Below are 22979 nucleotides of genomic sequence, written 5' to 3' on the forward strand. Positions count from 1 at the left end.
TCAATAATAAGGAGTTTCCATGAAAAAAATAGCGGATCGGATCATCAAAGGAAAATACGTCGTCTTTGCCGTGTGCGCGGCGCTGCTCGTCGTCAGTTGTATCTTTTTGCCGAAGATCGGAGTCAATTATAATCTTTCCGACTATCTTTCGAAAGATACCGAAACGCGCATCGCGCTGGATATCATGGAGGACGAGTTCGGGCTGACGGGCAACGTGCAGGTCATGCTTTCGGGCGTAAACGAGAGCGCCGCGAAGGAGATCAAGACAATGCTCTCGGACATCGAAAACGTATCCCAGGTGGAGTTCGACGCGGAGAGCACCAACTATTTCAAGGACGGCAAGGCGCTGTATATCGTACTGATCCAGGGCGACGACTATTCGGAAACGGCTGCCGAGGTCATCTCCGATATCAAAGAGGCGGTCGCGAGTTACGACGCGGAATTCGGCGGCACCGCCGCGCAGAAACAGAGCCAGAAAGAGGCGATCACAAGGCAGATCCCGATGATCCTCGCCATCTGCATCTGTATCGCTTACGGGATCCTGGTCGTGACCACCCGTTCCTGGCTCGAACCGCTCCTGTTTCTCGCCACGGCGGGGATGGCCGTGCTGATCAATTTAGGCACGAATATCATTTTCGGGAGCATATCCTACATAACCAATTCCATCGCCGCCATATTGCAGTTGGCTCTGGCGATGGATTACAGCATCATGCTTCTGCATTCCTATCATAAGAACAGAGAAACGCAGCCCGACCCGAAGCGGGCGATGAGCGATTCCATCGCGGAATGTATCAAACCCGTTTCCGCAAGTTCTTTGACCACCATCGCGGGACTCTTGGCGCTGTTATTCATGTCCTTTTCCATCGGTTTCGACATCGGCATGGTGCTGATGAAAGGCATCGTGATCTCCGCGCTCGTTTCCGTCACCCTCTTTCCGTGCGTGATCCTTCTTTTCGATAAAATTTTAATAAAGACCAAACTCCGCGCGAAAAACAAAAAAACCAAGGGCGAGAGAGAACATATCGCCGTGCGCGCGCATTTTCTGGCAAACGTCGCGAAGAAAGGCAATCTCGTGATCGTGCCCCTCGTCGTCGCGCTCGTCGCGGGGGCGGCGTTCGTGCAGACGGGCAACGTCTATACCTTTACCGACAGCGGCGCAGCCAACGACGCCATCGCTCAGACGTTCGGCAACAGCAATACCGTCGTGCTCGTGTATAAGAGCGACGAGGGTGTGGAAAAACAGCAGCGGTTTATCGACGGCTTGGCGAACTACCGTTTCGAAGACGGCCGCCCCGCGCTCGTCGGCTACTCCGCCTATACGAATACCGTTCTCGAAGAGTACAGCGTGGAAACGGCTGCGGAAAAACTGGAAATAGATGAGGAAACGGTTTCGCAGTTGTTCGCGCTCTATCATCTGTACGATGCGCCCGAAATTCTGAAAATGACGATGACGGAATTTTTATCGGCGGCGAACGGACTCGTCCTAAACGATCCCGAAACGCAGGAAATGCTGCCCGCGGATATGGCGCTCACCGTGCAACGGCTGTATACCGTCAACGCGCTCATGCACTCCGAGAATACCGCGGCAGAGTTTTACGAAACGCTGACGAGCGGCGCGATGGAGGGCTTTGCGGACGTTACAAAGGAGCAGATCGAATTTGTATACGCGTTGTACGGCAAGCAGCAGGGCATTCCCGCCGATTCGGCGATCGAGGGAAACGTCCTCGTTGATTTTATGCTCTCCGATCCGACCATCCGCATCTTTCTGGGCAGTAAACTTGCGAGCGTGCAGGATATGTCGGCTGTCTATCAGACGTTTTTAAAGGAAGGCGAGTACACCTTCGTAGAGGTGGCGGAGGAACTCTCCGCGCTCGCCGATTCCATGCAGTCGATGAGCGGGATACCCGCAGTGGGCGCAGACCAGATCTCGGGCGTGTACTTCAAAATTTTAATGAACGGGGGAAATATACCCGCGTCTCCCGTCGCCGCGCGCGATCTTTTGGGATTCGTTTCGGAAAATATGGATAAAAACGCCCTTCTTCTCTATAAAATGGACGACGGAATGCGCGCGAAAGTCGCCGCATCGCAAAAAGAGATCGACCGCGCGACGGAATTGTTCCTCGGCGACAATTATACGCGCGTACTCTTCAACGTAGACGTGCCGAACGACGGCGCGGAAACGTACGCCTTTGCCGAATATGCCAACGCGCTCGCCGCGGAGGTGTTCGAGGGCAACGGTCACGTGGCGGGGGAGATCATGTCCACAAGCGATCTCAAACAGTCCTTCGGCAGCGATCAGATCCTCATCGGCGTGTTCACCATCGTTTCGATTTTCCTCATCGTGCTCATCATATTCCGTTCGCTGTCCATACCCGTTTTGCTCGTCGCCGTCATCCAGGGCGCGGTCTGGATATTCTTGTCGGTGTTCGCGCTCGCCTCGTCCCCGATCTTTTTCATGAGTTATATCGTGACCAACTGTATTTTGATGGGGGCGACCATCGACTACGGCATTCTGCTCTCTTCCAATTACGTGGCGCTCCGCAAGAAATCGGAAAAATTCGACGCGCTGTCGGGCGCAGTCTCCGCCGCCATGCCGACTATTCTCAGTTCGGGTTCCGTTCTCATGTGCTGCGGTTTCGTCATCCGCATCATATCCAGCCAGAATTCCATCGCAACGGTGGGACTTTTGTTGGGCGTGGGTACGATCTCTTCCGTCGTCATGATCTTCTTTGCGCTGCCTTCGCTGTTGTATCTGTGCGATAAGATCGTCATGAAGACGACCTGGGGCTCCCGAAAAAAGAAAGGGAAAGAATAAATACTCCCGCTTTCGGTAAAAAACGACGAAAAAATTCAAATTTTGTCCGCGCGCGGGCGTTATACTGTACGGTAAGATTTACCAGTGCGCAGAGGACAGGATATGGCAAGAAAAATCGTCATAACATCGGGGAAAGGCGGCGTGGGCAAGACCACGCTCGCCGCCAACCTCGGAATACGGCTCGCGCTTGCGGGCGAACGCGTGATCGTGTGCGATACCGATTTCGGGCTCAACAATATCGACGTGGTATGCGGCGTGGAAGGGCTGATCCAGTACGATCTCGTGGACGCCATCGAAGGGCGTTGCCGTCCCAAACAGGCGCTCGTGCGCCATCCGCAGTACGCCAACCTATTTATTCTGGCGTCGAACAAGAGCGAACCCGACAAATACGTTTCGCCGCAGGCGGTGCGGCTCATTCTCGACAATCTCTCGCCGCGTTTCGATTATATCCTCATCGACTGCCCCGCGGGCATCGAGGGCGGTTTTCACCGCGCGGTCGCGTCCGCGGAAGAAGCGATCGTCGTCACCACGCCGCATATATCATCGCTCCGCGACGCCGATAAGGTGATCTCCGTGCTCAAAAGTTATAAATTGAAGAGTGTGGAACTGGTCATCAACATGGTGCGCGGGGATATGATCATCGACGGCGAAATACTGACGCCCAAGGAGATCTCCGACATTCTGAAAATCCCCCTTATCGGCATCGTTCCGCAGGACGACGGCGTATTTCTGGGCGAACGCGTGGCGGGCGGCGACGCACAGAAAGCGTTCAAACTTCTGGCGGGCAACATTGCGCGCGGGCAGCGGCGCATCTTTAACGTGACGTATAAATATCACGGTTTTTTCGGCAGTATCCGAAGGAGCCTGAAAAAGAGTTTGTAGGGAAGGTGTATGAAGGCTTTAAACAACAACGCGGCGCGTGCGCGCGAAATACTCAAACGCGAGCAGTCGCCTCTTTCTGCGGAATGCGAAGCCGTCGTGCTCGCCGATCTGGAACGGGTGCTCGAAGGATATTTTTCCCTTCTCGGGCCCGTTTCCATCAAGATCGAAAAGGGCGATTCCTACCGCATTTCCATCGAGGCGGAGGCGAACGAGATCAAGCCTTTCGGCATCATACGCTACTGATCGCGTTTTCTACATATAGAATAAAAATGTCGCACAAAACACTACATATTGTATTTTTTTGAAATTGTTGTTTTAGCAACAGTTTTTTTTTACGTTTCGTATTATAATATGTGATGCAAAAACAAGAAGGACGGGACAACTATGCAGGTGATCAAGAGAGACGGCAGCATTGCCGAATACGACAGGGCGAAAATAACAATAGCCATCGGCAAGGCAAACGCCGAAGTGGAAAAATCCGAACGCGTTTCGAAAGAGGAGATCGAAGACATTCTCGACTATATCGAAAGCAAGAAAAAGAAAAGAATGCTCGTCGAGGACATCCAGGATATCATCGAAGAAAAGATGATGGAACAGGGGCATTTCGAACTCGCCAAAACTTATATCATTTATCGCTATACGCGCGCGCTCGTCCGCAAGGCGAACACTACGGACGAGGCGATCTTAAGCCTGATCCGCAATGCGAATAAGGACGTGATGGAGGAAAACTCCAATAAAAACGCGCTCGCCGCGGCGACGCAGCGCGACCTGATCGCGGGCGAAGTTTCCAAAGATCTCACCAAGCGCATTCTGCTGCCCGAAAAAATTTCCAAGGCACACGAGGACGGTATTCTGCATTTCCACGATGCGGACTATTTCGTGCAGCCTATTTTCAACTGCTGTCTCATCAATATCGGAGATATGCTCGACAACGGCACGGTGATGAATGCGAAGATGATCGAAAGCCCGAAAAGTTTCCAGGTCGCCTGCACCGTGGTCACGCAGATCATCGCGGCGGTCGCCTGCTCTCAGTACGGCGGTCAGTCGGTGGATACCCGTCATCTCGGCAAATATCTGCGCAAGAGCCGCGTGAAATTCGAAAAGCATTACCGCGAGACCTGCCCCGACCTAACCGATGCGGCGATCGGAAAACTCGTGGAAGACCGCGTGCAGGACGAACTGAAAAGCGGCGTACAGACCATTCAGTATCAGATCAATACGCTGATGACGACCAACGGGCAGTCGCCTTTCGTCACGCTCTTTCTGCATCTGGATGAAAACGACGAGTATCTCGAAGAGAACGCCATGATCGTCATGGAGATTTTGCGCCAGCGTTACGAGGGCATCAAGAACGAGAAAGGCGTCTACGTTACGCCCGCGTTCCCCAAACTCGTGTACGTGCTCGACGAATTCAACTGCCTGAAAGGCGGCAAATACGATTACATCACGAAATTTGCGGTCAAATGCTCTTCCAAGCGGCTCTATCCCGACTACATCTCCGCCAAAAAGATGCGCGAGATCTACGAGGGCAACGTGTTCGCTCCCATGGGCTGCCGCTCCTTCCTTTCCCCCTGGAAAGACGAAAACGGGCAGTATAAATTCGAGGGACGCTTCAATCAGGGCGTCGTGAGCATCAACCTGCCGCAGATCGGCATCGTGGCGAAAGGGGACGAGAAAAAGTTCTGGCAACTGTTCGACGAGCGGCTCGATCTGTGCTACGAGGCGCTCATGTGCCGCCACCGCGCGCTCAAAGGCACCAAGTCCGACGTCAGCCCCATCCACTGGCAGTACGGCGCCATCGCGCGGCTGGAAAAGGGCGAGCCCATCGACAAACTTCTGATGGGCGGCTATTCCACGCTGTCGCTCGGCTATATCGGGCTGTACGAACTGACCAAACTGATGAAGGGCGTCACGCACACGAAAGAGGAAGGGCAGGATTTCGCCGTCCGCGTCATGCAGCATATGCGCGACAAGACGGACGCATGGAAAAAGGCGACGGGACTGGGATTTGCGCTGTACGGAACGCCCGCGGAATCGCTCTGCTACCGTTTTGCGCGCATCGACAAGGAAAAATTCGGCACCATACCCGACGTGACGGACAAGGGGTATTATACCAATTCCTATCACGTGGACGTGCGCGAGGATATCGACGCTTTTTCCAAATTCACGTTCGAAAGCCAATTCCAGCCCATCTCTTCGGGCGGCTGCATTTCCTACGTCGAGATCCCCAATATGCAGAACAACCTCGAAGCCATGGAAGAAGTCGTCAGATATATTTACGACAACATCCAGTATGCCGAATTCAATACCAAGAGCGATTATTGCCACGTCTGCGGCTACGACGGGGAGATCATCATCAACGACGACAATGAGTGGGAATGTCCCAACTGCCACAACAAAGATCACAAAAAGATGAACGTGACGCGCCGCACGTGCGGTTATCTCGGCGAAAATTTCTGGAACCTCGGCAAGACCAAGGAGATCAAGTCGCGCGTTTTGCATCTGTGATTTTGCGCCGTCGGCGCGAGGAGAACGTATGAATTACGCGACCATTAAAAAACACGACGTGGCGAACGGCGTGGGCGTGCGCGTTTCGCTGTTCGTCAGCGGCTGCACGCACCGCTGCAAGGGCTGTTTCAACGCCGAGGCGTGGGATTTTTCTTTCGGCAAAGAATTTACCGAAGAAACCGAACGAGAGATCGTCGAGGCTTTGGCGCCCTCTTATATCGCGGGACTGTCCCTGTTGGGCGGCGAACCGTTCGAACCCGCCAACCAGCGCGCGCTCGTAAAACTTTTACGGCGCGTACGCCGCGAATATCCGCAAAAGACCGTCTGGTGCTACACGGGTTATCTGTACGACTCTGATCTGTGCGAGGGAGGCAGGGCGCACTGCGAGGCGACGGACGAAATGCTGTCTTTCATCGACGTTCTCGTAGACGGAGAGTTCGTGGAAGAGAAAAAGGATCTGAAACTGCAATTCCGCGGTTCTTCCAACCAGCGCATTTTAGACGTGAAGGAGTGCCTGAAAACGGGCGGGCTGGTTTTCTACCGCCAGGGCGAATATAGATAGAACATTTGCACAAACTGAAAATACATCCGACGGAGAAATTATTTTGAACAAAATTTTAGTCAGATTCAAAAAGTTGGACGAAAGGGCGATCGCGCCCACGTACGGCAGCGACTGTGCCGCGGGCGCAGACCTGTACGCGCTTGCGGACAAAGAGATCACGATCGGCGCGGGGGAAACGGCGTTCGTCCATACGGGCATCGCCGCGGAGATCCCCGAAAACCTCGTAGGCCTCGTGTACGCGCGCAGCGGCCTCGCCTGCAAAAAGGGGCTCGCGCCCGCCAACAAGGTGGGAGTCATCGACAGCGATTACCGCGGCGAGATCATGGTCGCGCTCTACAACCAATCGAACGAGCCGCGCACCATCGCGGACGGCGAGCGCATCGCGCAACTCGTCATCGCGCCCTATCTCAGGGCGGAGTTTACCGAATGCGAAACGCTTTCCGATACGGCGCGGGGCGAAGGCGGGTTCGGTTCTACGGGAAAATTTGGAAAAAAGGCTTGAAATTTCAATAATTTCTGTTATAATGGTTTCAATAAAAATTCAAAAGGAGATTTTATTTATGGCGAAATACGTTTGCTCGATCTGCGGTTACGAATACGACGAAGCAACGGGCGATCCCGATAACGGTCTCGCGCCCGGCACCAAGTGGGAAGACGTTCCCGAAGATTTTACCTGCCCCTTATGCGGCGTAGGCAAGGATATGTTCGAGTCGGAAGAGGCTTGATCGCCCGAAAAAACGCCCCTGCGGAAATTTTCCGCAGGGGTTTTGGTTTTCACTTGTAAATTTTTCATAAAATAACTTTAATTTTCATGGGCGATATGTTATAATAAAAGTAAGACGGCAAGGAGGTCGATATGAACCTGAATACGCTATTAGCGAACGACAACCCGCATTTCACCGTTTTCGGCGTTGCGATATATTATTACGCGGTCATCATCGTGTGCGGCATGATCTTGGGGATCGGCGTGGCGTGCCTCCTTTTCAAACGGCGCAATCTGCCCGTGGACTGGGTGCTCGATCTGGTCATCTGCGTGCTCCCGCTCGCCATTATCGGCGCGCGCGTCTTTTACTGTATCACGGATCAGGTCCCGATCAGCGAATGGATCTCGGGTATCCGCGACGGGGGGCTTTCCATCATCGGCGGCGTGATCGGCGGAGCGGTCGGCGTCGCGATTTTCTGTATCCTCCATAAAGTGAACTTTCTCCGCATTGCCGACTGCGTCGTTCCCGCGCTCATTTTAGGGCAGGGGATCGGGCGCTGGGGCAACTTCGTCAATCAGGAAGTGTACGGCGGCGTCGTCACCAACGAGGCGCTGCAATGGTTTCCGTTCGCAGTATTCATCGATAAGTTGCAGGAATGGCACTATGCGTTTTTCTTTTACGAAAGTATGCTCAATCTGATCGTGTTCGCGTTGCTGTTCACGTTCATGTGGAAATTTTTCAAAAAACCCAACGGCCTGGCGCTTTGCGGGTATCTGTTCGCCTACGGCACGACGCGTTCCGTCATGGAACCGCTGCGCGACGGAGAGTTTATTCTCGGTTCGAATATACCCGTTTCGCAGGTGATGGCGATCATCATGGCGGTGGGCGGAGTCGTTCTCGCCATCGGCCTTTTGATCTGGAATTACAAAAAGCACGGCAAGTTCGTCGGCGCCGCGTCGGGAGAGCCGCTCGCGATCATGCCGCGCTTATATACCAAAGAGCAACTGAAAAAGATGAAACAGGAAGAAGAGGCGAAAAAGATTTCCGAACAAAAAACGGAAGAACCGAAACCAAACGCGCCGCCTGCCGACGACGATCCGGAGAAATGACATGAAAGATCTGACCATGCTGACCGATCTTTATCAACTTACCATGATGAACGGGTATCTGCGGTGCGGGCGGGAAAAGGACGTCGCAGTGTTCGATCTGTTCTTCCGTAAAAACGCCGTCATCACCTATTCGGTGGCGGCGGGGCTGGAACAGGCGATCGACTATATCACGCACATCGGCTTTACACCCTCGGACATCGAATACCTTCGCTCTCTGCGTTTATTCGACGAAACGTTTTTACGGTATCTCGAAAAATTCCGCTTTACGGGCGACGTGTACGCGGTGCCCGAAGGCACGCTCGTTTTTCCCGAAGAGCCTATCATAACCGTGCGCGCGCCCATCTGCGAGGCGCAGTTTCTGGAAACGGCGCTTTTAAACGTGGTCAACCACGCCACGCTGATCGCTACCAAGGCGTCCAAAGTGGCGTATGCGGCGGGGGAAGACTCGGTCATGGAATTCGGTCTGCGCCGCGCGCAGGGGCCCGACGCGGGGCTGTACGGCGCGCGCGCCGCGATCATCGGCGGTTGCAGTTCCACGTCCAACGTGCTTGCGGGCAAACTGTTCGGTATTCCCGTCGCGGGCACGCACGCGCACAGTTGGGTGATGAATTTTCCCTCCGAATACGAGGCGTTCCGCGCCTATGCCGAAATTTATCCCGACGCCTGCCTGCTGCTCGTGGACACCTACGACACTTTGAAGAGCGGCGTTCCGAACGCCATCCGCGTGTTCGACGAACTGCGCGCGGCGGGGCACGAGCCCAAGGGCATCCGCCTCGACAGCGGCGATCTCGCCTATCTTTCCAAAAAGGCGCGCCGCATGCTCGACGAAGCGGGCTATCCCGACGCGATCATCTGCGCCTCGGGCGATCTGGACGAAAAACTCATCGCTTCCCTCAAAAGCCAGGGCGCGAAGATCGATCTGTGGGGCGTGGGCACGAAACTTATCACAAGTTCCGACCTTCCCGCGCTGGGCGGCGTCTATAAACTGGCGGCGCTCTATCCCGCCGAGGGGGGCGAGATCAACAAGATCAAACTTTCCGACAATTCCGATAAGATCACGAACCCCGCCTTCAAAGAAGTGTTCCGCATTTACGATAAGGAGAGCGGGAAGGCGGAGGCGGATCTGATCTGTCTGAAAGGAGAAGAGATCGACGAGCGCGAACCGCTCACGATTTTCCATCCCAAGGATACCTGGAAGCGGACGACCTTCACGAATTATACGGTGCGCCGCCTTTCCCGAAAGGTCATCGAAGGCGGAAAACCCGTCGCGCCTTCGCCGAGCCTTGCCGAAGTGTGCGCGTATGCGGAGAGAGAAAAGCAAAGTTTCTGGGACGAGTATAAGCGGCTGGATAATCCGCATATTTATAAAGTAGACTTGTCTGAAAAATTATATAACGTCAAGAACGAGATGATTTCGGAAATAAGGAACAAAAATGTTTAAAAAGAGTTATTCCAAAAAAGATTTCGAAAAACTCGCCGAAGGCATGAAAACGGCATACGAGCAGCGTATCCGCCAGTTGGAAGAGCGGGTGGACAGGCTGAACGTGGAAAACAAGAACCTGCGCGCCGCGTGCGCGGAATACCAGTCGCGTGAAAAACGGGTGGGACAGGCCATCGTGGACGCCGAGGAAAAGGGTTCGGAAATTAAGGAATTGTACCGCCTGAACGCGGAATGCGAACTTCGCACGCTGCAAATGTTTGCGGAAAAATGGAAGCGGCTCGCCGCGCAGATGGCGGACAGCATGCCCAAGGGCGAAGGCGAGAAATACGCGGCGTTCGCAGACCATCTCGCCGCCCTTTTAGGGAGGGAAAGCACCGCCTTTTTCAGCGACGATCCGCCCTCCGCGGAGGAGATGCCGTTCGATCCCAAAAAGCGGATCGAGCGATACGTAGCCGAGGAGAGCGATACGGGTTTCAACCTCGACGACGTTCTCAATCCCAAACAGGAACTGGACTTAGAAAAACTGTGCCGTGAACTGGGACTCATGGACGAGGAATAAATAACGGAGTATATATGGCTTACGCGATCATCATCTTTGCGGTACTTTTCGCCGACCAGTTGAGCAAAGCGCTCATCTTTGCCTTCAACGTGGAAGGACTTACGATCATACCCGGCCTTCTGGCGCTGGATAAAACTATGAATACGGGCATGGCGTTCGGCATGCTGGGCGACAAGGAATGGGCGATCCCCGTATTCATCGCGGTCACGTCCGTCGCCATGGTCGTCTTTTTGGTACTGCTCGTAAAGACCAAACCGAGCCGCCGCTTTATGCGCACGGCGCTGGCGCTCATTCTCTGCGGCGCGCTGGGCAACTTTATCGACCGCGTCGTTCTGGAAGGCGTGCGCGATTTCATCGCGCTGAGCGTCGGGAATATTTCTTTTCTCAACTTCAACTGCAACGTTGCGGATATCGCCATCACCGCGGGCGCGGTCATGCTCATTCTCGATCTGCTGTTTATCGACGAGGACGCGATCTTCCGTTTCGGGAAAAAGGATAAGGAGAAGAGGGATCTGGACGACGCCGCGGGTTCTTTGAAAAAGGACGTTTCCGATTCTGCCGAGCAGGATGGATAAAAAAACTTTTCTCGTACAAACCGCCGCCGAACGTGCGGACGTAGGACTGGCGGCGCTTATGGATATCACCCGTTCTTCGGCGAAAAAACTCATCGACGAGGGACGCGTCGTCGTGGACGGCAGGCCCGTCAAAGCCTCCCGCCCGCTCGCCGTCGGGGAAACGATCGAGGTAGAGATCCCCGCTTTGCAGACGCTCGATCTGACGCCCGAAAATATTCCCCTCGACATCGTTTACGAGGACGCGGACATCGCCGTCGTCAATAAGCAGCAGGGGCTCACGGTGCACGCGGGCAGTGGCAATCTTTCGGGCACGCTCGTCAACGCGCTCTTGTATCGGCTGGATTCGTTGAGCGGCATCAACGGCGTCGTGCGTCCCGGCATCGTGCACCGCATCGACAAGGACACGACGGGGCTTCTCGTTGTCGCCAAAAACGACCGCGCGCATCTGTCGCTGTCCGCGCAGATCGCCGAAAAGACCTGCGCGCGCGAATATCTCGCCCTTTGCGAGGGGATATTCAAGGACGACGAAGGCACGATCTCGACGTACATCGGCAGGCACCCGACCGACCGCGTGAAAATGGCGGTCGTGAGCGAAGACAAGGGGCGGCGCGCCGTGACGCATTACGAGGTGCTCGCGCGGTTTGACAGAGGCTTTACGCTCGTACTGTTCAAATTGGAAACAGGGCGGACGCACCAGATACGCGTGCATGCGCAGTATATCGGGCATCCCGTCGCGGGCGATCCCGTGTACGGCGTCAAAAAACAGAAATTCAATCTTGCGGGGCAGTTGCTGCACGCGGCGCGGCTCTCGCTCGATCATCCCGCCACGGGCGAGCGCATGACTTTCGAAGCGCCCCTTCCCGAAGCGTTCGAAAAAGTATTGGAAACGCTGAAAAAGGGCGGATATACGGAGAGAAAACCATGGTGATCAAGGGAAAACTGATGGACGGCGCGGACATGGAGAATACCTTCCGCCGTCTCGCGTTCGAAGTTCTGGAATCGGAGGGCGGCGCGGAAAATCTCGCGCTCGTCGGTATCCGCACTCGCGGCGTCCCCACGGCGCGACGCGTCGCGGAAGAAATATTTAAGATAGAGGGCAAAAAAGTTCCTTTGGGCGAGTTCGACATTACGCTGTATCGCGACGATCTGGAAACGCTGCCCGACGAAGCGCGCGTTCTGGACAGCGTCATCGATTTCGACGTGACCGACAAAAACGTGCTGCTGTGCGACGACGTGATCTACACGGGACGCACGGTGCGCGCCGCTATTTCCGCGCTGTTGGAATTGGGGCGGCCGCGCAGCATCAAATTTCTGGCGCTCATCGACCGCGGGCACCGCGAACTTCCCTTCAAGGCGGATTTTACGGGCAAAAGCGTCCCTTCCTCCCGCCGCGAGGGCATCCTCGTGCGGTATCGGGAAACCGACGGCGAAAACGCCGTGTATATCTGCGACAAATAAAAATTATTTCCGTCGATTTGCTTGCGCGGCTGTATAAATCGTGGTAAAATAATACAGAATTAAAACTAAAAAGGAGTTTGTTATGTCTAGAAAACAAAGAACGGAAGGACAGGCGAAGAGGGACTTGGTGAAACTTTGCGCGTTTGTCGCGCTGATCATCGCGGCGTTCACATTTACGTTCGGCGGATTGTTTAACGGTTCCATCGTGGGAGATATCCTCAACCTGGTGGCGAAGATCGCCTTGCTCATCGCGATCGCGTTCCCCGCGTATCAGTTCAGCAGAGGATTGAATAAAGGTTGGAAAATCGTATTCTGGATTGCACTGGTGATTTATGTGCTCGGCTGCGTATTCGGTATGCTGAACATCAATATCGGAAAATAACCTTATAAAACGGAAAAGGCGGCTGCATTGCCGCCTTTTTTCTTTACAAACCGCCGCAAAATTGGTACAATGAATAGGAATTCAAACAGTACGGAGAGAACATGGCAAATCCTTTGATCGCGATCGTCGGACGTCCGAACGTCGGCAAGAGCACGCTTTTCAATAAAATCGCGGGACGGAAAATTTCCATTACCGAAAACCGTCCCGGCGTTACGCGCGACAGGCTGTACGCCGACGCGAGTTGGCGCGGCAGAAACTTCACCGTGGTGGACACGGGCGGCATCGAACTGAAAAGCGAGGACGTCATGTGGAAAGAGATCCTGCGGCAGGCGGATACCGCCATCGAAACCGCAGAGGTCATTTTGCTGATGCTCGACGGGCGGGAAGAATTGACCGCGTCCGATTACGACGTGGCGGAAAAACTGCGCCGCAGCAAAAAACCCGTCATTCTCGTCATCAACAAGGTGGATAACTATTCGCCCGATAAACTTTCCGAATATTACGCGTTGGGTCTCGGGGAGCCGTTCGCGGTTTCCGCCGAACATTCGCAGGGGATCGGCGACGTTTTAGACGAGGCGCTCACCTATTTCGGGGATGGGGAAGAAGAGGATACCGAAAGTTTAAAGATCGCCGTGGTGGGCAAGCCCAACGCGGGCAAGAGCAGCCTCGTCAACCGCCTTTTGGGGTTCGAGCGTTCCATCGTCACCGATATCGCGGGCACGACGCGCGACGCGATCGATACCAGATTCACGCTCGACGGGCAGAAATATACGCTCATCGACACGGCGGGGATCCGCCGCAAGAAGAACGTGAGCGACGACGTGGAATATTACAGCGTCATGCGCGCTTTCGACGCGGTGCGCCGCGCCGACGTCTGCCTTCTGGTGGTGGACAGCGCCGAAGGGCTTACCGAGCAGGACGTGAAGATCATCGGCTACGTGCACGAACAGGGCAAACCCTCCGTCATCGTCATGAATAAGTGGGACGTCATCGAAAAGGATTCCAAGACCATCAATAAGTTCGAAGAGAAACTGCATTTCGACCTCAAATTCATGGATTATTTTAAGTCCGTCTACATTTCCGCGAAGACGGGGCAACGCGCCGACAAAGTTTTGAAGATCGCGCGCGAGGCGTTCGAAAACACCAACCGCCGCATCACGACGGGCACGCTCAACGATCTGATGCTCGACGCGGTGCGCACCAACGAACCGCCCGCCACGGGCGGCAGACGGCTGAAAATCTATTACTGTTCGCAGCCTTCCGTGTGCCCGCCCACTTTCGTGCTCTTCGTCAACGACGAGGAACTGATGCATTTTTCTTATAAAAGATATCTGGAAAACGTTCTCCGCCGCTCTTTTGACTTTTCGGGCACTCCTATCCGCATCGTCTGCCGCAAGCGCAGCGAAACGGAAGGCGGATATTGAGGAATCAGTTATGAATGAAATTTTGTTTCGGGACGTATGGTGGATCTTTGCGGTGCTGGCGGTTGCGTCCTACTTCGTGGGGTGTTTCAATTTCGCGCTGCTGATCTCCAAGATCAAGCATAAGGACGTGCGCAAGATGGGCAGCGGCAACCCGGGCACGATGAATATGAGCCGTCAGTTCGGATTGAAGATCGGCGCGGCGACTCTCTTTCTCGATATGTTCAAGGGCGGCGCGATGGTGCTCGTCGGGTATTTCGTTTTTCGTGGAAAGGTATTCGCGGGCACGGATTTTCTCGTTTCCGATCTTGCCCGCTACGTCTGCGGCGTGTGCGTGATCGTCGGGCATATCTACCCCGTCACCATGAAATTCAAGGGCGGGAAGGGCATCGCTTCCACGCTCGGAATGTTCTGGTTTGCGCTTACCTGCGATTATTGGTGGATGTTTTTCGCGGCGCTCGGTATACTCGTACTCACGCTATTATACATATTCAAAAGCGAATGGGGCTCGATGGGCTCGCTGTTCGGCGTCAGCCTTTTGACCGTGGCGCAGGGACTCATCTTCTATTTCCGCTACGCGGGGGAACTGAACAATCCCTATGTGATCGCGGTATTCATGCTTCTTGCGTTCAACTGTTTTCTCACCTGGTTTGCGCACCGCAAAAATATCGTGGCGCTTTTGGCGGGCGAAGAACACCGCACTTCCGTCAGAAAACTTTCGCACGGGAAGAAGGAAAGTTGAAAAAATTTCGTACTAAATAAAAAAATGCCTTCATATACTAAACTGTATCGAAAGAGTGTATGGAGGCTTTTTTCTATGTTCAATAATCAGATTTACGAGGATATAGCGCGGCGCACGGGTGGCGATATCTATGTGGGGGTGGTTGGTCCCGTGCGTACGGGTAAATCCACGTTTATCCGAAAATTCGCCGAACAGCTCATCGTTCCGAACGTGAAGGACGCGAATAAGCGCGCCGTGCTGACGGACGAACTTCCGCAGGCCGCGGAGGGCAAGACGGTGATGACCACAGAGCCGAAATTCGTTCCCGGCGAGGCGGTCGGCATCGACGTGAAGGACAATGCGCACGTGCGCGTCCGTCTGATCGATTGCGTCGGCTTTATGGTCGAAGGGGCGCAGGGCGCCACCGAAGACGGAAAGCCCAGACTTGTTTCCACCCCGTGGAGCGACACTCCCGTACCCTTTGACAAGGCGGCGGAAACGGGCACGCAGAAGGTCATACGCGAACATTCCACCATCGGGATCATGGTCACGTGCGACGGCTCCGTGGCGGGCATCGAGCGCAGCGGCTACATCGCTGCGGAAGAGCGCACCGTCAACGAACTGAAAGCCATCGGCAAGCCCTTCGTCATCGTCCTCAACTGCCGCGAACCGCAGAGCGAGCAGAGCACGATCTTGCGCGCCGCGCTCGAAGAAAAGTACGCGGTGCCCGTTCTCGCCCTCAACTGCGAGCGCGCGGACGGCGAAGAACTGATGGGCGTTCTGGAAAAAGTGCTGTTCGAATTCCCCGTCGTCACCGTCGATTTCAAAATTCCTCTGTGGATGCAGGCGCTGCCCGCGGAGAGCCGCATTATTTCGGAGATTCTTGCCAAAGTCAAGGAAACGTGCTGTAAAGTGCGCAAAATGCGCGATTGTTCGCTGTTCGATTCTATGTTCGAGGCGGAGGCTCCGCTCAACAATCCGCTTTCCGTTTCCTTAAAATTGGGCGAAGGCCGCGCGGAAGTGGAATTGAGTGCGAAAGAGGGGTTATTCTATTCGACGCTCAGCGAAGAGTGCGGCGAAGAGATCTCCGATGACTTCACGCTCATGCGGTACGTGAAATCGCTCAAAGAGGCGAAAAGTTGTTACGAGAAATTCAAGAACGCGCTTGCCGCTGCCGAAGAGACGGGCTACGGCGTGGTGAATCCCGCCGAGGGCGATCTCGTTCTGGACGCGCCCGACATGGTGCGCCAGGGCAGGGGCTGCGGCATCCGTTTAAAAGGCAACGCCGCGAGTTATCATATCATGAAGATCGAAGTGAAGAGCGAAGTCAATCCCGTTCTGGGAACGGCGATGGGCAGCGAGGAACTCGTCAAGGGCATGCTGGATAAATATGACAACGACCCCGAATCGCTGTGGTCGACCGACCTTTTCGGCAAGACCTTCCGCGACATGGTGCGCGAAGGCTTAAACGCCAAAGTCGTCGCCATGCCCGAGGACGCGAAGCGCAAAATGCGCCGCACGGTGACGCGCATCGTCAACGAGGGCCGCGGCGGAGTCATCTGCATCCTGTTATAATAAAAACGAATAGAGGACGCCCGAAAGGGCGTCCTTTTTCGCTTGCTAAACGCGCGAAAATTCTTTATAATAAGAGAGAATAATCAAAGGAATGACGACAGGTGAGACGGTATTTCAAATATCTCAAAGAATATAAATGGCACTGCATTTTCGGGCCGCTCCTGAAATGGATCGAGGCGGCGCTCGAACTGATGGTGCCGCTCGTAATGAAACAAATTATCGACGTGGGCGTCGCCAACGGCGACATTCCTTACGTGCTCAAATACGGCGGCGTCATGCTGGCGATGGGCGCGTTGGGGCTGGGGTGCGCCGTGTTCTGCCAACGCGTCGCGTCCATTGCGTCGCAGGGGTTCGGGACCAACGTGCGCAACGCCCTGTTTTCGCATATCAATACGCTGTCTTATCGCGAGATCGACAAAGTCGGCTCCGCCTCGCTCGTCACGCGCGTGGTCAACGACGTCAACCAGATGCAGAGCGCGGTCGCCATTATCCTGCGGCTCGTCGTACGCGCTCCCTTTATCGCGGCGGGCGCCATCGTGCTGTGCATGATCACGGACTGGCAGATCGGGCTTCTGGTCACCCTCGTTTCCGTTCTCGTGGGGCTGGTCCTCTTTATCATCATGAAAAAGAGCGTGCCGTTTTACGCGACCAATCAAAGAAAACTCGACAGAATGTCGCAGATCACCAACGAAAATTTAGAGGGCGCCCGCGTGGTGCGCGCCTTTTCCAAGCGCGACAAAGAGCGCGCGCGGTTCGACGGTGCGGCTGAGGCGATGCTGCAAAATTCCATGCGCATCGGCCGTATTTCCGCCTATCTCAATCCGCTCACGTTTGCGCTCGTAAACTTAGGCATCGCCGCCATTCTCTTCGTCAGCGGCGTAAAAGTCAATATCGGCAGGCTCACCAGCGGCGAGATCATCGCCGTCATCAGTTACATGGCGCAGATCCTCAACGCGATGATCGTCATTTCCAATATGGTTTCGCTGTTCACCAAGGCGCACGCTTCCATGAACCGCGTCAGCGAGGTATTCGATCTGCAGTCATGTATCCGCGACGGGGGGAACGCGCAGCCCGACTTCACCGCGCCCGCGATCCAATTCGAAAACGTCAGTTTTTCCTATGCGGGCACGGATAAATACGCGCTCACCGATGTTTCTTTTTCTCTGGAAAAGGGAAAGACTTTGGGGATCATCGGCGGCACGGGCAGCGGCAAGACCACGCTCGTGAACCTCTTTCCGCGCCTGTACGACTGCTCGTTGGGCAGCGTGAAAGTGTTCGGGCACGACGTGAAGGACTATTCGCAGGAAAGCCTGCGTTTTATCTTCGGCGTGGTGCCGCAAAACGGCAATCTGTTTTCGGGCACCGTGCGCTCCAACCTGTTCTGGGGCAACGACAAGGCGAGCGACGAGGATTTTGCGGAAGCCTTGAAGATCGCCTGCGCCTATGATTTCGTCATGGAAAAGGGCGGGCTGGATCAGCCCGTGGCGGAATCGGGACGCAATTTTTCAGGCGGACAGAAACAGCGATTGACCATCGCGCGCGCGGTCGCGGGCAAACCGCCCGTGCTGGTTTTGGACGATTCGTGTTCGGCATTGGATTTTGCCACCGACGCCAAAGTGCGCGCCAATCTCGCCGCGCTGGAAGGCACGACGACGGTCATCATTTCCCAGCGCGCCTCGTCCATACGCGGCGCGGACGAAATTCTCGTTTTGGAGGACGGCCGCATTGCGGGCAGGGGAAAGCACGAAGAATTATACGAAAATTGCGGCGTGTACCGCGAGATCTGCGATTCGCAGGCGAGGGCGGAAGCATGAAAAATAAACGTTTGAAAGGCGTCAAGAGCGGGATCACCCGCAGGCTTCTGACCTACGTCAAGCCGTATCGCGGTTATGTGGCGGGCGCGTTCGTATTCAGTATTTTATACGTCGCCTGCGTGCTCATCGGTCCCGTGCTCTACGGCTGGGCGATCGACGCGATGATCGGCAAGGGCGCGGTGGATTTCGCGGAAGTCGCGAAAATGACGACGGGATTTATCGTCAGCGTCGTCTTTTCCTCGCTCTCGCAAAAATTTCTGAATAACTGCGTCAATTCGCTGTGTTATAAACTTGTGCGCGATCTCAGGCGCGAGGCTTTTTACAGCATCACTTCCGCGCGCGTCAAATACGTGGATACGCACGCCCAGGGCGACGTGATGAGCCGCGTCGTCAACGACGTGGACGTCATTTCCGACGGCCTGTTGCAGGGCGTGGCGCAACTCTTTACGGGCGTAATGACCATTCTGGCGACGCTCGCCGTCATGTTCGTCATCAATTATATCATCGCGATCGTAGTGGTCGTGTTAACGCCCGTTTCCATGTTCGTGGCGGCGTTCATCGCTAAAAATACCTTTAAGAGTTACAAACGGCAGGTGGCGGTGCAGGGCGAACTGACCGCGCACACCAAGGAACTCTTGGGCGGACAGAAGACGGTCATCCTCTTCAACGAAGAAAAATACTCCGTGCAAAAATTCGAAGAGATCGACCAGCGGCTGTACGACGTGGGCTGGAAAGCGCAGTCCTTTTCCGCGCTCGTCAACCCCAGCACCCGTTTTGTCAATGCCGTCATCAGCGCGGTGGTGGGCGTTCTGGGTGCGATCTTCTGCATTCTCACCGTCGGCGATTCGCTCGTTTTAGGCGCGTTCACCCTTCCCGCGTTTTCCGTGGGCATGCTCTCGGCGTTCATTAGTTACGCCAACCAATATACGAAACCGTTCAATGAAATTTCCAACGTCGTCACGCAGTTGCAAAACGCGTTCGCGTCCGCGGGGCGCGTGTTCGAAGTCATCGACGAACCCGGCGAAGATCTGGCGGGCGAAGCCGCGCTTCCCGTCTGCCGCGGCGATATCCGGCTCGAAAACGTCGGTTTTTCCTATTCGCCCGAACAAAAACTGATCGAAAACCTCAATCTCGACGTGAAGGCGGGCAGCAAGATCGCCGTCGTCGGACCCACGGGGTGCGGCAAGACGACGCTCATCAATCTTTTGATGCGCTTTTACGATCTGAACGCGGGCAATATCTACGTGGACGGCGTCAACGCGAAGGACATTCCGCTGGACGAATACCGCAAACTGTTCGGCATGGTGCTGCAGGAGAGTTTTTTGAGCGGCGAAACGGTGGCTTACAATATTTCCTACGGCGCGGAAAACGCGACGCGCGAACAGATCGAACAAGCGGCGAAAGCGGCGTACTGCGACTTTTTTATACGCAATCTGGAAGAGGGGTACGATACGCGGCTGAGCGACAACGTGAACGTATCGCAGGGCGAAAAGCAGTTGTTGTGCATTGCGCGCATCATGCTCGTCAATCCGCCCATGCTCATATTGGACGAAGCGACGAGCAATATCGACACCATGACGGAAATGCGTATCCAGAAAGCGTTTCAGAAGATCATGAAGGGCAAAACCAGTTTTATCGTGGCGCACCGCCTATCGACCATACTGGATGCAGATACCATTCTGGTGATGGACCACGGCTCCGTCATCGAGCAGGGGACGCACGCGGAACTGCTCGCGAAAAAAGGATTTTACTATCATTTGTATAATTCGCAGTTTGCGAGAGGCGAATAAAAAAGAGCGGAACGCTTTTGCGTTCCGCTCTTTTTAATGCTGCGGGTGCAGATTTCCGTCTTTATCGGCCACCATTACGGGGCGTTCGTCCTTCAATGCCATCAAGTAATCGTTGTACTGTTGATCCGTCAGAGTTTTTATTTTGTTTTTTTTCTTTTTTGACATACTAAAACACTCCCTTTGGGTTTTTCAACAGTATGGACAAAACGTTTTGAAATTATGCGTAAAAAACAGCCCCGCGTCTGTCGGCGCGGGGCGTTCGTTTTTCTTTTATAAAACTCTCAATCTTGTCACGAATTCGAGCGCGCCGATGTCGGCGATCACTTTATCGGAAGGCTTTTCGTCGAGGTCGACGATGAGATACGCCTTGTCGCCTTTGGATTTATCCAGAAGGTTGGCGATATTGATGCCCGCAGCAGAAATGATGGAAGTGATCTTGGAAATAACTTCCTTTACGTTGTCGTGCATGACGGTCATACGGCTCACCGAAGAACGGGGCGAGAAAACGTCGGGATAGTTGACGCTGTGGACGATATTTCCGTTTTCGATGTATTCCGCGAGTTCTTTCGCCGCCATCATCGCGCAGTTGTCCTCCGCTTCGGGCGTGGACGCGCCGAGATGGGGTACGCATATAATATTTTTGACGCCGATCAGTTGGTCGGCGGGAAAGTCCGTGATATAGCGTTCGAGTTTTCCGCTCTCGACTGCCGCGACGACTGCCGCGTTGTCTACGAGTTCGCCGCGCGAATTGTTGATGAGCACCGCGCCGTCCTTCATTTTCGCAAAGGTATCGGCGTTGAACATATTGGCGGTCGAGGGGGTGAAGGGGACGTGCACGGTGATAAAGTCCGCCGTTTTCAAAAGCGTATCGAGGTCGGAAGTCTTGACCTGCGTGTCGAGGTGCAAAGCCCCGTCGATGGAGAGATAGGGGTCGTAGCCGAGCACGTTCATGCCGAGTCCGACAGCCGCGTTCGCCACGTTCACGCCGATGGCGCCGAGTCCGATCACGCCCAGAGTCTTGCCGGAGATCTCATGTCCCACAAAACTCGATTTGCCCTTTTCGACAATTTTGGAAAGGCCTTCCGCGCCCTTTAACGTTTTCACCCAGTCGATGGCGTCCGTGATCTTGCGCCCGCCGAGGAAAAGTTCGCATAACACCAGTTCTTTCACCGCGTTCGCGTTCGCGCCGGGGGTATTGAAAACGACGATTCCCTTTTCCGTGCACTTGTCGATGGGAATATTGTTGGTGCCCGCGCCCGCGCGTGCCACCGCCAGAAGTTCGTCGTTTAAAGGGTATTCGTGCATATTGAAACTGCGCAGCATGATGCCGTCGGGATTTTTTACGTCCTTTCCGAATACGTAGCCTGCGGGCAGAAATTTGTCCGCGACTTCGCTGATCTCGTTGAGTTTTAAAATATTTGCCATGATCTTTCTCCCTATTTGTTCTCGTTTTCGAACTTTTTCATGAACTCGATAAGCGCTTTCACGCCCTCGACGGGCATGGCGTTATAGATGGAGGCGCGCATGCCGCCCACCAGCCTGTGGCCTTTCAGGGAAACGAGCCCCGCGGCTTTCGCCTCTTTGACGAACTTTTCGTCCGTGTCTTTGGAGGGAGTGACGAAGGGAACGTTCATGATGGAGCGGTCTTTTTTCACGACGCCGTTGGAGTAGAAAGAGGAGTTGTCGATAAAGTCGTACAGGAGTCCCGCTTTATACTCGTTGATCTTGTTGATCTCTTTCACGCCGCCCAGTTTTTTGAGATGGCGCAGAACGAGGTTCGCCATGTAGATGGAGAAGCAGGGAGGGGTGTTGTACAGACTGCCGTTTTCCGCCTGCGTCTTCCACTTGAGCATGGTGGGGCATTCGGGACGGGGATTTTCGATGAGGTCCTTGCGCGCGATGACGATGGTCACGCCTGCGGGGGCGAGGTTTTTCTGCGCGCCCGCATAGATAACGCCGAATTTGGAAACGTCGATCTCGCGGGAAAGGATGTCGGAACTCATATCGCAGGCGAGGGGCGCCTTGGTTTCGGGAAATTTCGTAAAGCGCGTGCCGAAAATGGTGTTGTTGGAGGTAAAGTGCACGTAGTCCGCGTCGTCGTCGAATTCCACTTTGTCGAGATCGGGGATATATGTGTAAACTTTATCTTCGGAAGAGGCCGCGACGCGCGCCGCGCCGTAGATCTTGCCTTCCTGCCACGCCTTTTTCGCGAAGTTGCCCGTCACGAGGTAGTCGGCTTTGCCTTTGTGCATCAGATTAAGGGGCACCGCCGCGAACTGCTGGCTCGCGCCGCCCTGTACGAAGATGACGCAATAATCTTCGGGAATATTCAAAAGATCTCTTAAATTGCGTTCCGCCTCTTCCACGACGGCGGAGTACGCCTTATCCCTGTGGCTGATCTCGGTCACGCTCATGCCTGTGCCCGCAAAATCCAGAAGCTCTCTTTGCGCCTCTTCCAGAACCTCCGCGGGAAGCATGGAAGGGCCTGCCGAAAAATTGTAAACTCTCATATCTTAAAATCTCCTTCAAGATTTGTTTAACAGGGTATATCGTGAATTATTATACAATAAACTGTATTTTTTGACAAGTAAATCGGCCGACAATCGGCGCTTTGCGGGTAAAAAAATTCTGCTTGCGCGGAAAGGGTATAAAAATTCGGGTAA

Annotated in this window: 22 protein-coding genes; 19 read left to right on the forward strand and 3 right to left on the reverse strand. The window is 54.6% G+C overall.

Annotated features, from left to right (window positions below):
- Positions 1–19: 19 nt before the first annotated feature.
- From ESZ91_RS07875 to ESZ91_RS07965, 19 genes are all read left to right on the forward strand, one after another.
- Positions 20–2815: an efflux RND transporter permease subunit gene (locus tag ESZ91_RS07875; protein ID WP_129225882.1), complete on the forward strand. Its 2796-nt coding sequence runs from the start codon at positions 20–22 to the stop codon at positions 2813–2815.
- Positions 2816–2917: 102 nt separating this feature from the next.
- Positions 2918–3697 (forward strand): septum site-determining protein MinD, encoded by a 780-nt coding sequence (minD, locus tag ESZ91_RS07880; protein WP_129225884.1) that lies wholly within the window; start codon positions 2918–2920, stop codon positions 3695–3697.
- Between the two features lie 9 nt (positions 3698–3706).
- A complete protein-coding gene (locus tag ESZ91_RS07885) occupies positions 3707–3940 on the forward strand; it encodes a hypothetical protein (RefSeq protein ID WP_129225886.1) in 234 nt (77 codons plus the stop codon).
- Between the two features lie 141 nt (positions 3941–4081).
- Complete coding sequence (nrdD, locus tag ESZ91_RS07890; RefSeq protein WP_129225888.1) at positions 4082–6205, forward strand: anaerobic ribonucleoside-triphosphate reductase; 2124 nt, start codon at positions 4082–4084, stop codon at positions 6203–6205.
- Positions 6206–6233: 28 nt separating this feature from the next.
- Positions 6234–6767: an anaerobic ribonucleoside-triphosphate reductase activating protein gene (gene nrdG / locus ESZ91_RS07895; RefSeq protein ID WP_129225890.1), complete on the forward strand. Its 534-nt coding sequence runs from the start codon at positions 6234–6236 to the stop codon at positions 6765–6767.
- Positions 6768–6810: 43 nt separating this feature from the next.
- Positions 6811–7269 carry a dUTP diphosphatase gene (gene dut, locus ESZ91_RS07900; RefSeq protein ID WP_201270868.1) on the forward strand — a complete coding sequence of 153 codons (459 nt, stop codon included), beginning with the start codon at positions 6811–6813 and terminating at the stop codon, positions 7267–7269.
- A 58-nt stretch (positions 7270–7327) separates the two neighbouring features.
- Positions 7328–7492: a rubredoxin gene (gene rd / locus ESZ91_RS07905; RefSeq protein WP_129225892.1), complete on the forward strand. Its 165-nt coding sequence runs from the start codon at positions 7328–7330 to the stop codon at positions 7490–7492.
- Between the two features lie 131 nt (positions 7493–7623).
- Positions 7624–8580 (forward strand): prolipoprotein diacylglyceryl transferase, encoded by a 957-nt coding sequence (lgt, locus tag ESZ91_RS07910; RefSeq protein ID WP_129225894.1) that lies wholly within the window; start codon positions 7624–7626, stop codon positions 8578–8580.
- Between the two features lies 1 nt (position 8581).
- Positions 8582–10021 (forward strand): nicotinate phosphoribosyltransferase, encoded by a 1440-nt coding sequence (locus ESZ91_RS07915; protein WP_129225896.1) that lies wholly within the window; start codon positions 8582–8584, stop codon positions 10019–10021.
- Positions 10014–10580: a hypothetical protein gene (locus ESZ91_RS07920; RefSeq protein WP_129225898.1), complete on the forward strand. Its 567-nt coding sequence runs from the start codon at positions 10014–10016 to the stop codon at positions 10578–10580. Before ESZ91_RS07915 ends, ESZ91_RS07920 begins: the two co-directional genes overlap by 8 nt.
- Before the next feature lie 14 nt (positions 10581–10594).
- Complete coding sequence (lspA, locus tag ESZ91_RS07925) at positions 10595–11155, forward strand: signal peptidase II (RefSeq protein WP_129225900.1); 561 nt, start codon at positions 10595–10597, stop codon at positions 11153–11155.
- Positions 11148–12083 (forward strand): RluA family pseudouridine synthase, encoded by a 936-nt coding sequence (locus ESZ91_RS07930; protein WP_129225902.1) that lies wholly within the window; start codon positions 11148–11150, stop codon positions 12081–12083. Before lspA ends, ESZ91_RS07930 begins: the two co-directional genes overlap by 8 nt.
- Positions 12077–12613 (forward strand): bifunctional pyr operon transcriptional regulator/uracil phosphoribosyltransferase PyrR, encoded by a 537-nt coding sequence (gene pyrR / locus ESZ91_RS07935; protein ID WP_129225904.1) that lies wholly within the window; start codon positions 12077–12079, stop codon positions 12611–12613. The genes ESZ91_RS07930 and pyrR overlap by 7 nt, the downstream gene beginning before the upstream one ends.
- Before the next feature lie 82 nt (positions 12614–12695).
- Positions 12696–12995, forward strand: a complete 300-nt coding sequence (locus ESZ91_RS07940; RefSeq protein WP_129225906.1) for a hypothetical protein — start codon at positions 12696–12698, stop codon at positions 12993–12995.
- 101 nt (positions 12996–13096) lie between these two features.
- Complete coding sequence (gene der, locus ESZ91_RS07945) at positions 13097–14419, forward strand: ribosome biogenesis GTPase Der (RefSeq protein ID WP_129225908.1); 1323 nt, start codon at positions 13097–13099, stop codon at positions 14417–14419.
- 10 nt (positions 14420–14429) lie between these two features.
- Positions 14430–15158 carry a glycerol-3-phosphate acyltransferase gene (locus ESZ91_RS07950; protein WP_129225910.1) on the forward strand — a complete coding sequence of 243 codons (729 nt, stop codon included), beginning with the start codon at positions 14430–14432 and terminating at the stop codon, positions 15156–15158.
- Positions 15159–15233: 75 nt separating this feature from the next.
- Entirely contained in the window at positions 15234–16712 is a 1479-nt protein-coding gene (gene spoIVA, locus ESZ91_RS07955) for a stage IV sporulation protein A (RefSeq protein WP_161971100.1), read from the forward strand.
- A 101-nt stretch (positions 16713–16813) separates the two neighbouring features.
- Positions 16814–18526, forward strand: coding sequence for an ABC transporter ATP-binding protein (locus ESZ91_RS07960; RefSeq protein ID WP_129225914.1), 1713 nt, complete (start codon positions 16814–16816; stop codon positions 18524–18526).
- Positions 18523–20316, forward strand: coding sequence for an ABC transporter ATP-binding protein (locus ESZ91_RS07965; protein WP_129225916.1), 1794 nt, complete (start codon positions 18523–18525; stop codon positions 20314–20316). The genes ESZ91_RS07960 and ESZ91_RS07965 overlap by 4 nt, the downstream gene beginning before the upstream one ends.
- A 33-nt stretch (positions 20317–20349) precedes the next feature.
- On the opposite strand, the gene ESZ91_RS11825 is transcribed toward ESZ91_RS07965, so the two are convergent.
- The 3 genes from ESZ91_RS11825 to serC all read right to left on the reverse strand — a co-directional run bounded on the left by ESZ91_RS11825 (position 20350) and on the right by serC (position 22826).
- A complete protein-coding gene (locus tag ESZ91_RS11825) occupies positions 20350–20481 on the reverse strand; it encodes a hypothetical protein (RefSeq protein ID WP_268878044.1) in 132 nt (43 codons plus the stop codon).
- A gap of 105 nt (positions 20482–20586) precedes the next feature.
- The gene (locus tag ESZ91_RS07970) at positions 20587–21741 is read right to left on the reverse strand and encodes a 3-phosphoglycerate dehydrogenase family protein (protein WP_129225918.1); all 1155 of its coding nucleotides are present in this window, start codon (positions 21739–21741) and stop codon (positions 20587–20589) included.
- 11 nt (positions 21742–21752) lie between these two features.
- The gene (serC, locus tag ESZ91_RS07975) at positions 21753–22826 is read right to left on the reverse strand and encodes a 3-phosphoserine/phosphohydroxythreonine transaminase (protein WP_129225920.1); all 1074 of its coding nucleotides are present in this window, start codon (positions 22824–22826) and stop codon (positions 21753–21755) included.
- Between the last annotated feature and the right edge of the window lie 153 nt (positions 22827–22979).

Origin of the sequence: Candidatus Borkfalkia ceftriaxoniphila (assembly GCF_004134775.1) — a bacterium.
GTDB lineage: Bacteria > Bacillota > Clostridia > Christensenellales > Borkfalkiaceae > Borkfalkia > Borkfalkia ceftriaxoniphila.

Bases quoted from the DNA above. Each gene is read 5' to 3' on its own strand.
- der (WP_129225908.1), top strand. From the start codon at position 13,097: ATGGCAAATCCTTTGATCGCGATCGTCGGACGTCCGAACGTCGGCAAG.
- ESZ91_RS07885 (WP_129225886.1), top strand. From the start codon at position 3,707: ATGAAGGCTTTAAACAACAACGCGGCGCGTGCGCGCGAAATACTCAAA.
- ESZ91_RS07915 (WP_129225896.1), top strand. From the start codon at position 8,582: ATGAAAGATCTGACCATGCTGACCGATCTTTATCAACTTACCATGATG.
- ESZ91_RS07950 (WP_129225910.1), top strand. From the start codon at position 14,430: ATGAATGAAATTTTGTTTCGGGACGTATGGTGGATCTTTGCGGTGCTG.
- ESZ91_RS07875 (WP_129225882.1), top strand. From the start codon at position 20: ATGAAAAAAATAGCGGATCGGATCATCAAAGGAAAATACGTCGTCTTT.
- nrdD (WP_129225888.1), top strand. From the start codon at position 4,082: ATGCAGGTGATCAAGAGAGACGGCAGCATTGCCGAATACGACAGGGCG.
- ESZ91_RS07920 (WP_129225898.1), top strand. From the start codon at position 10,014: ATGTTTAAAAAGAGTTATTCCAAAAAAGATTTCGAAAAACTCGCCGAA.
- ESZ91_RS07930 (WP_129225902.1), top strand. From the start codon at position 11,148: ATGGATAAAAAAACTTTTCTCGTACAAACCGCCGCCGAACGTGCGGAC.
- minD (WP_129225884.1), top strand. From the start codon at position 2,918: ATGGCAAGAAAAATCGTCATAACATCGGGGAAAGGCGGCGTGGGCAAG.
- ESZ91_RS07940 (WP_129225906.1), top strand. From the start codon at position 12,696: ATGTCTAGAAAACAAAGAACGGAAGGACAGGCGAAGAGGGACTTGGTG.
- lspA (WP_129225900.1), top strand. From the start codon at position 10,595: ATGGCTTACGCGATCATCATCTTTGCGGTACTTTTCGCCGACCAGTTG.
- serC (WP_129225920.1), bottom strand. From the start codon at position 22,826: ATGAGAGTTTACAATTTTTCGGCAGGCCCTTCCATGCTTCCCGCGGAG.
- pyrR (WP_129225904.1), top strand. From the start codon at position 12,077: ATGGTGATCAAGGGAAAACTGATGGACGGCGCGGACATGGAGAATACC.
- nrdG (WP_129225890.1), top strand. From the start codon at position 6,234: ATGAATTACGCGACCATTAAAAAACACGACGTGGCGAACGGCGTGGGC.
- ESZ91_RS07970 (WP_129225918.1), bottom strand. From the start codon at position 21,741: ATGGCAAATATTTTAAAACTCAACGAGATCAGCGAAGTCGCGGACAAA.
- spoIVA (WP_161971100.1), top strand. From the start codon at position 15,234: ATGTTCAATAATCAGATTTACGAGGATATAGCGCGGCGCACGGGTGGC.
- ESZ91_RS07965 (WP_129225916.1), top strand. From the start codon at position 18,523: ATGAAAAATAAACGTTTGAAAGGCGTCAAGAGCGGGATCACCCGCAGG.
- rd (WP_129225892.1), top strand. From the start codon at position 7,328: ATGGCGAAATACGTTTGCTCGATCTGCGGTTACGAATACGACGAAGCA.
- lgt (WP_129225894.1), top strand. From the start codon at position 7,624: ATGAACCTGAATACGCTATTAGCGAACGACAACCCGCATTTCACCGTT.
- ESZ91_RS11825 (WP_268878044.1), bottom strand. From the start codon at position 20,481: ATGTCAAAAAAGAAAAAAAACAAAATAAAAACTCTGACGGATCAACAG.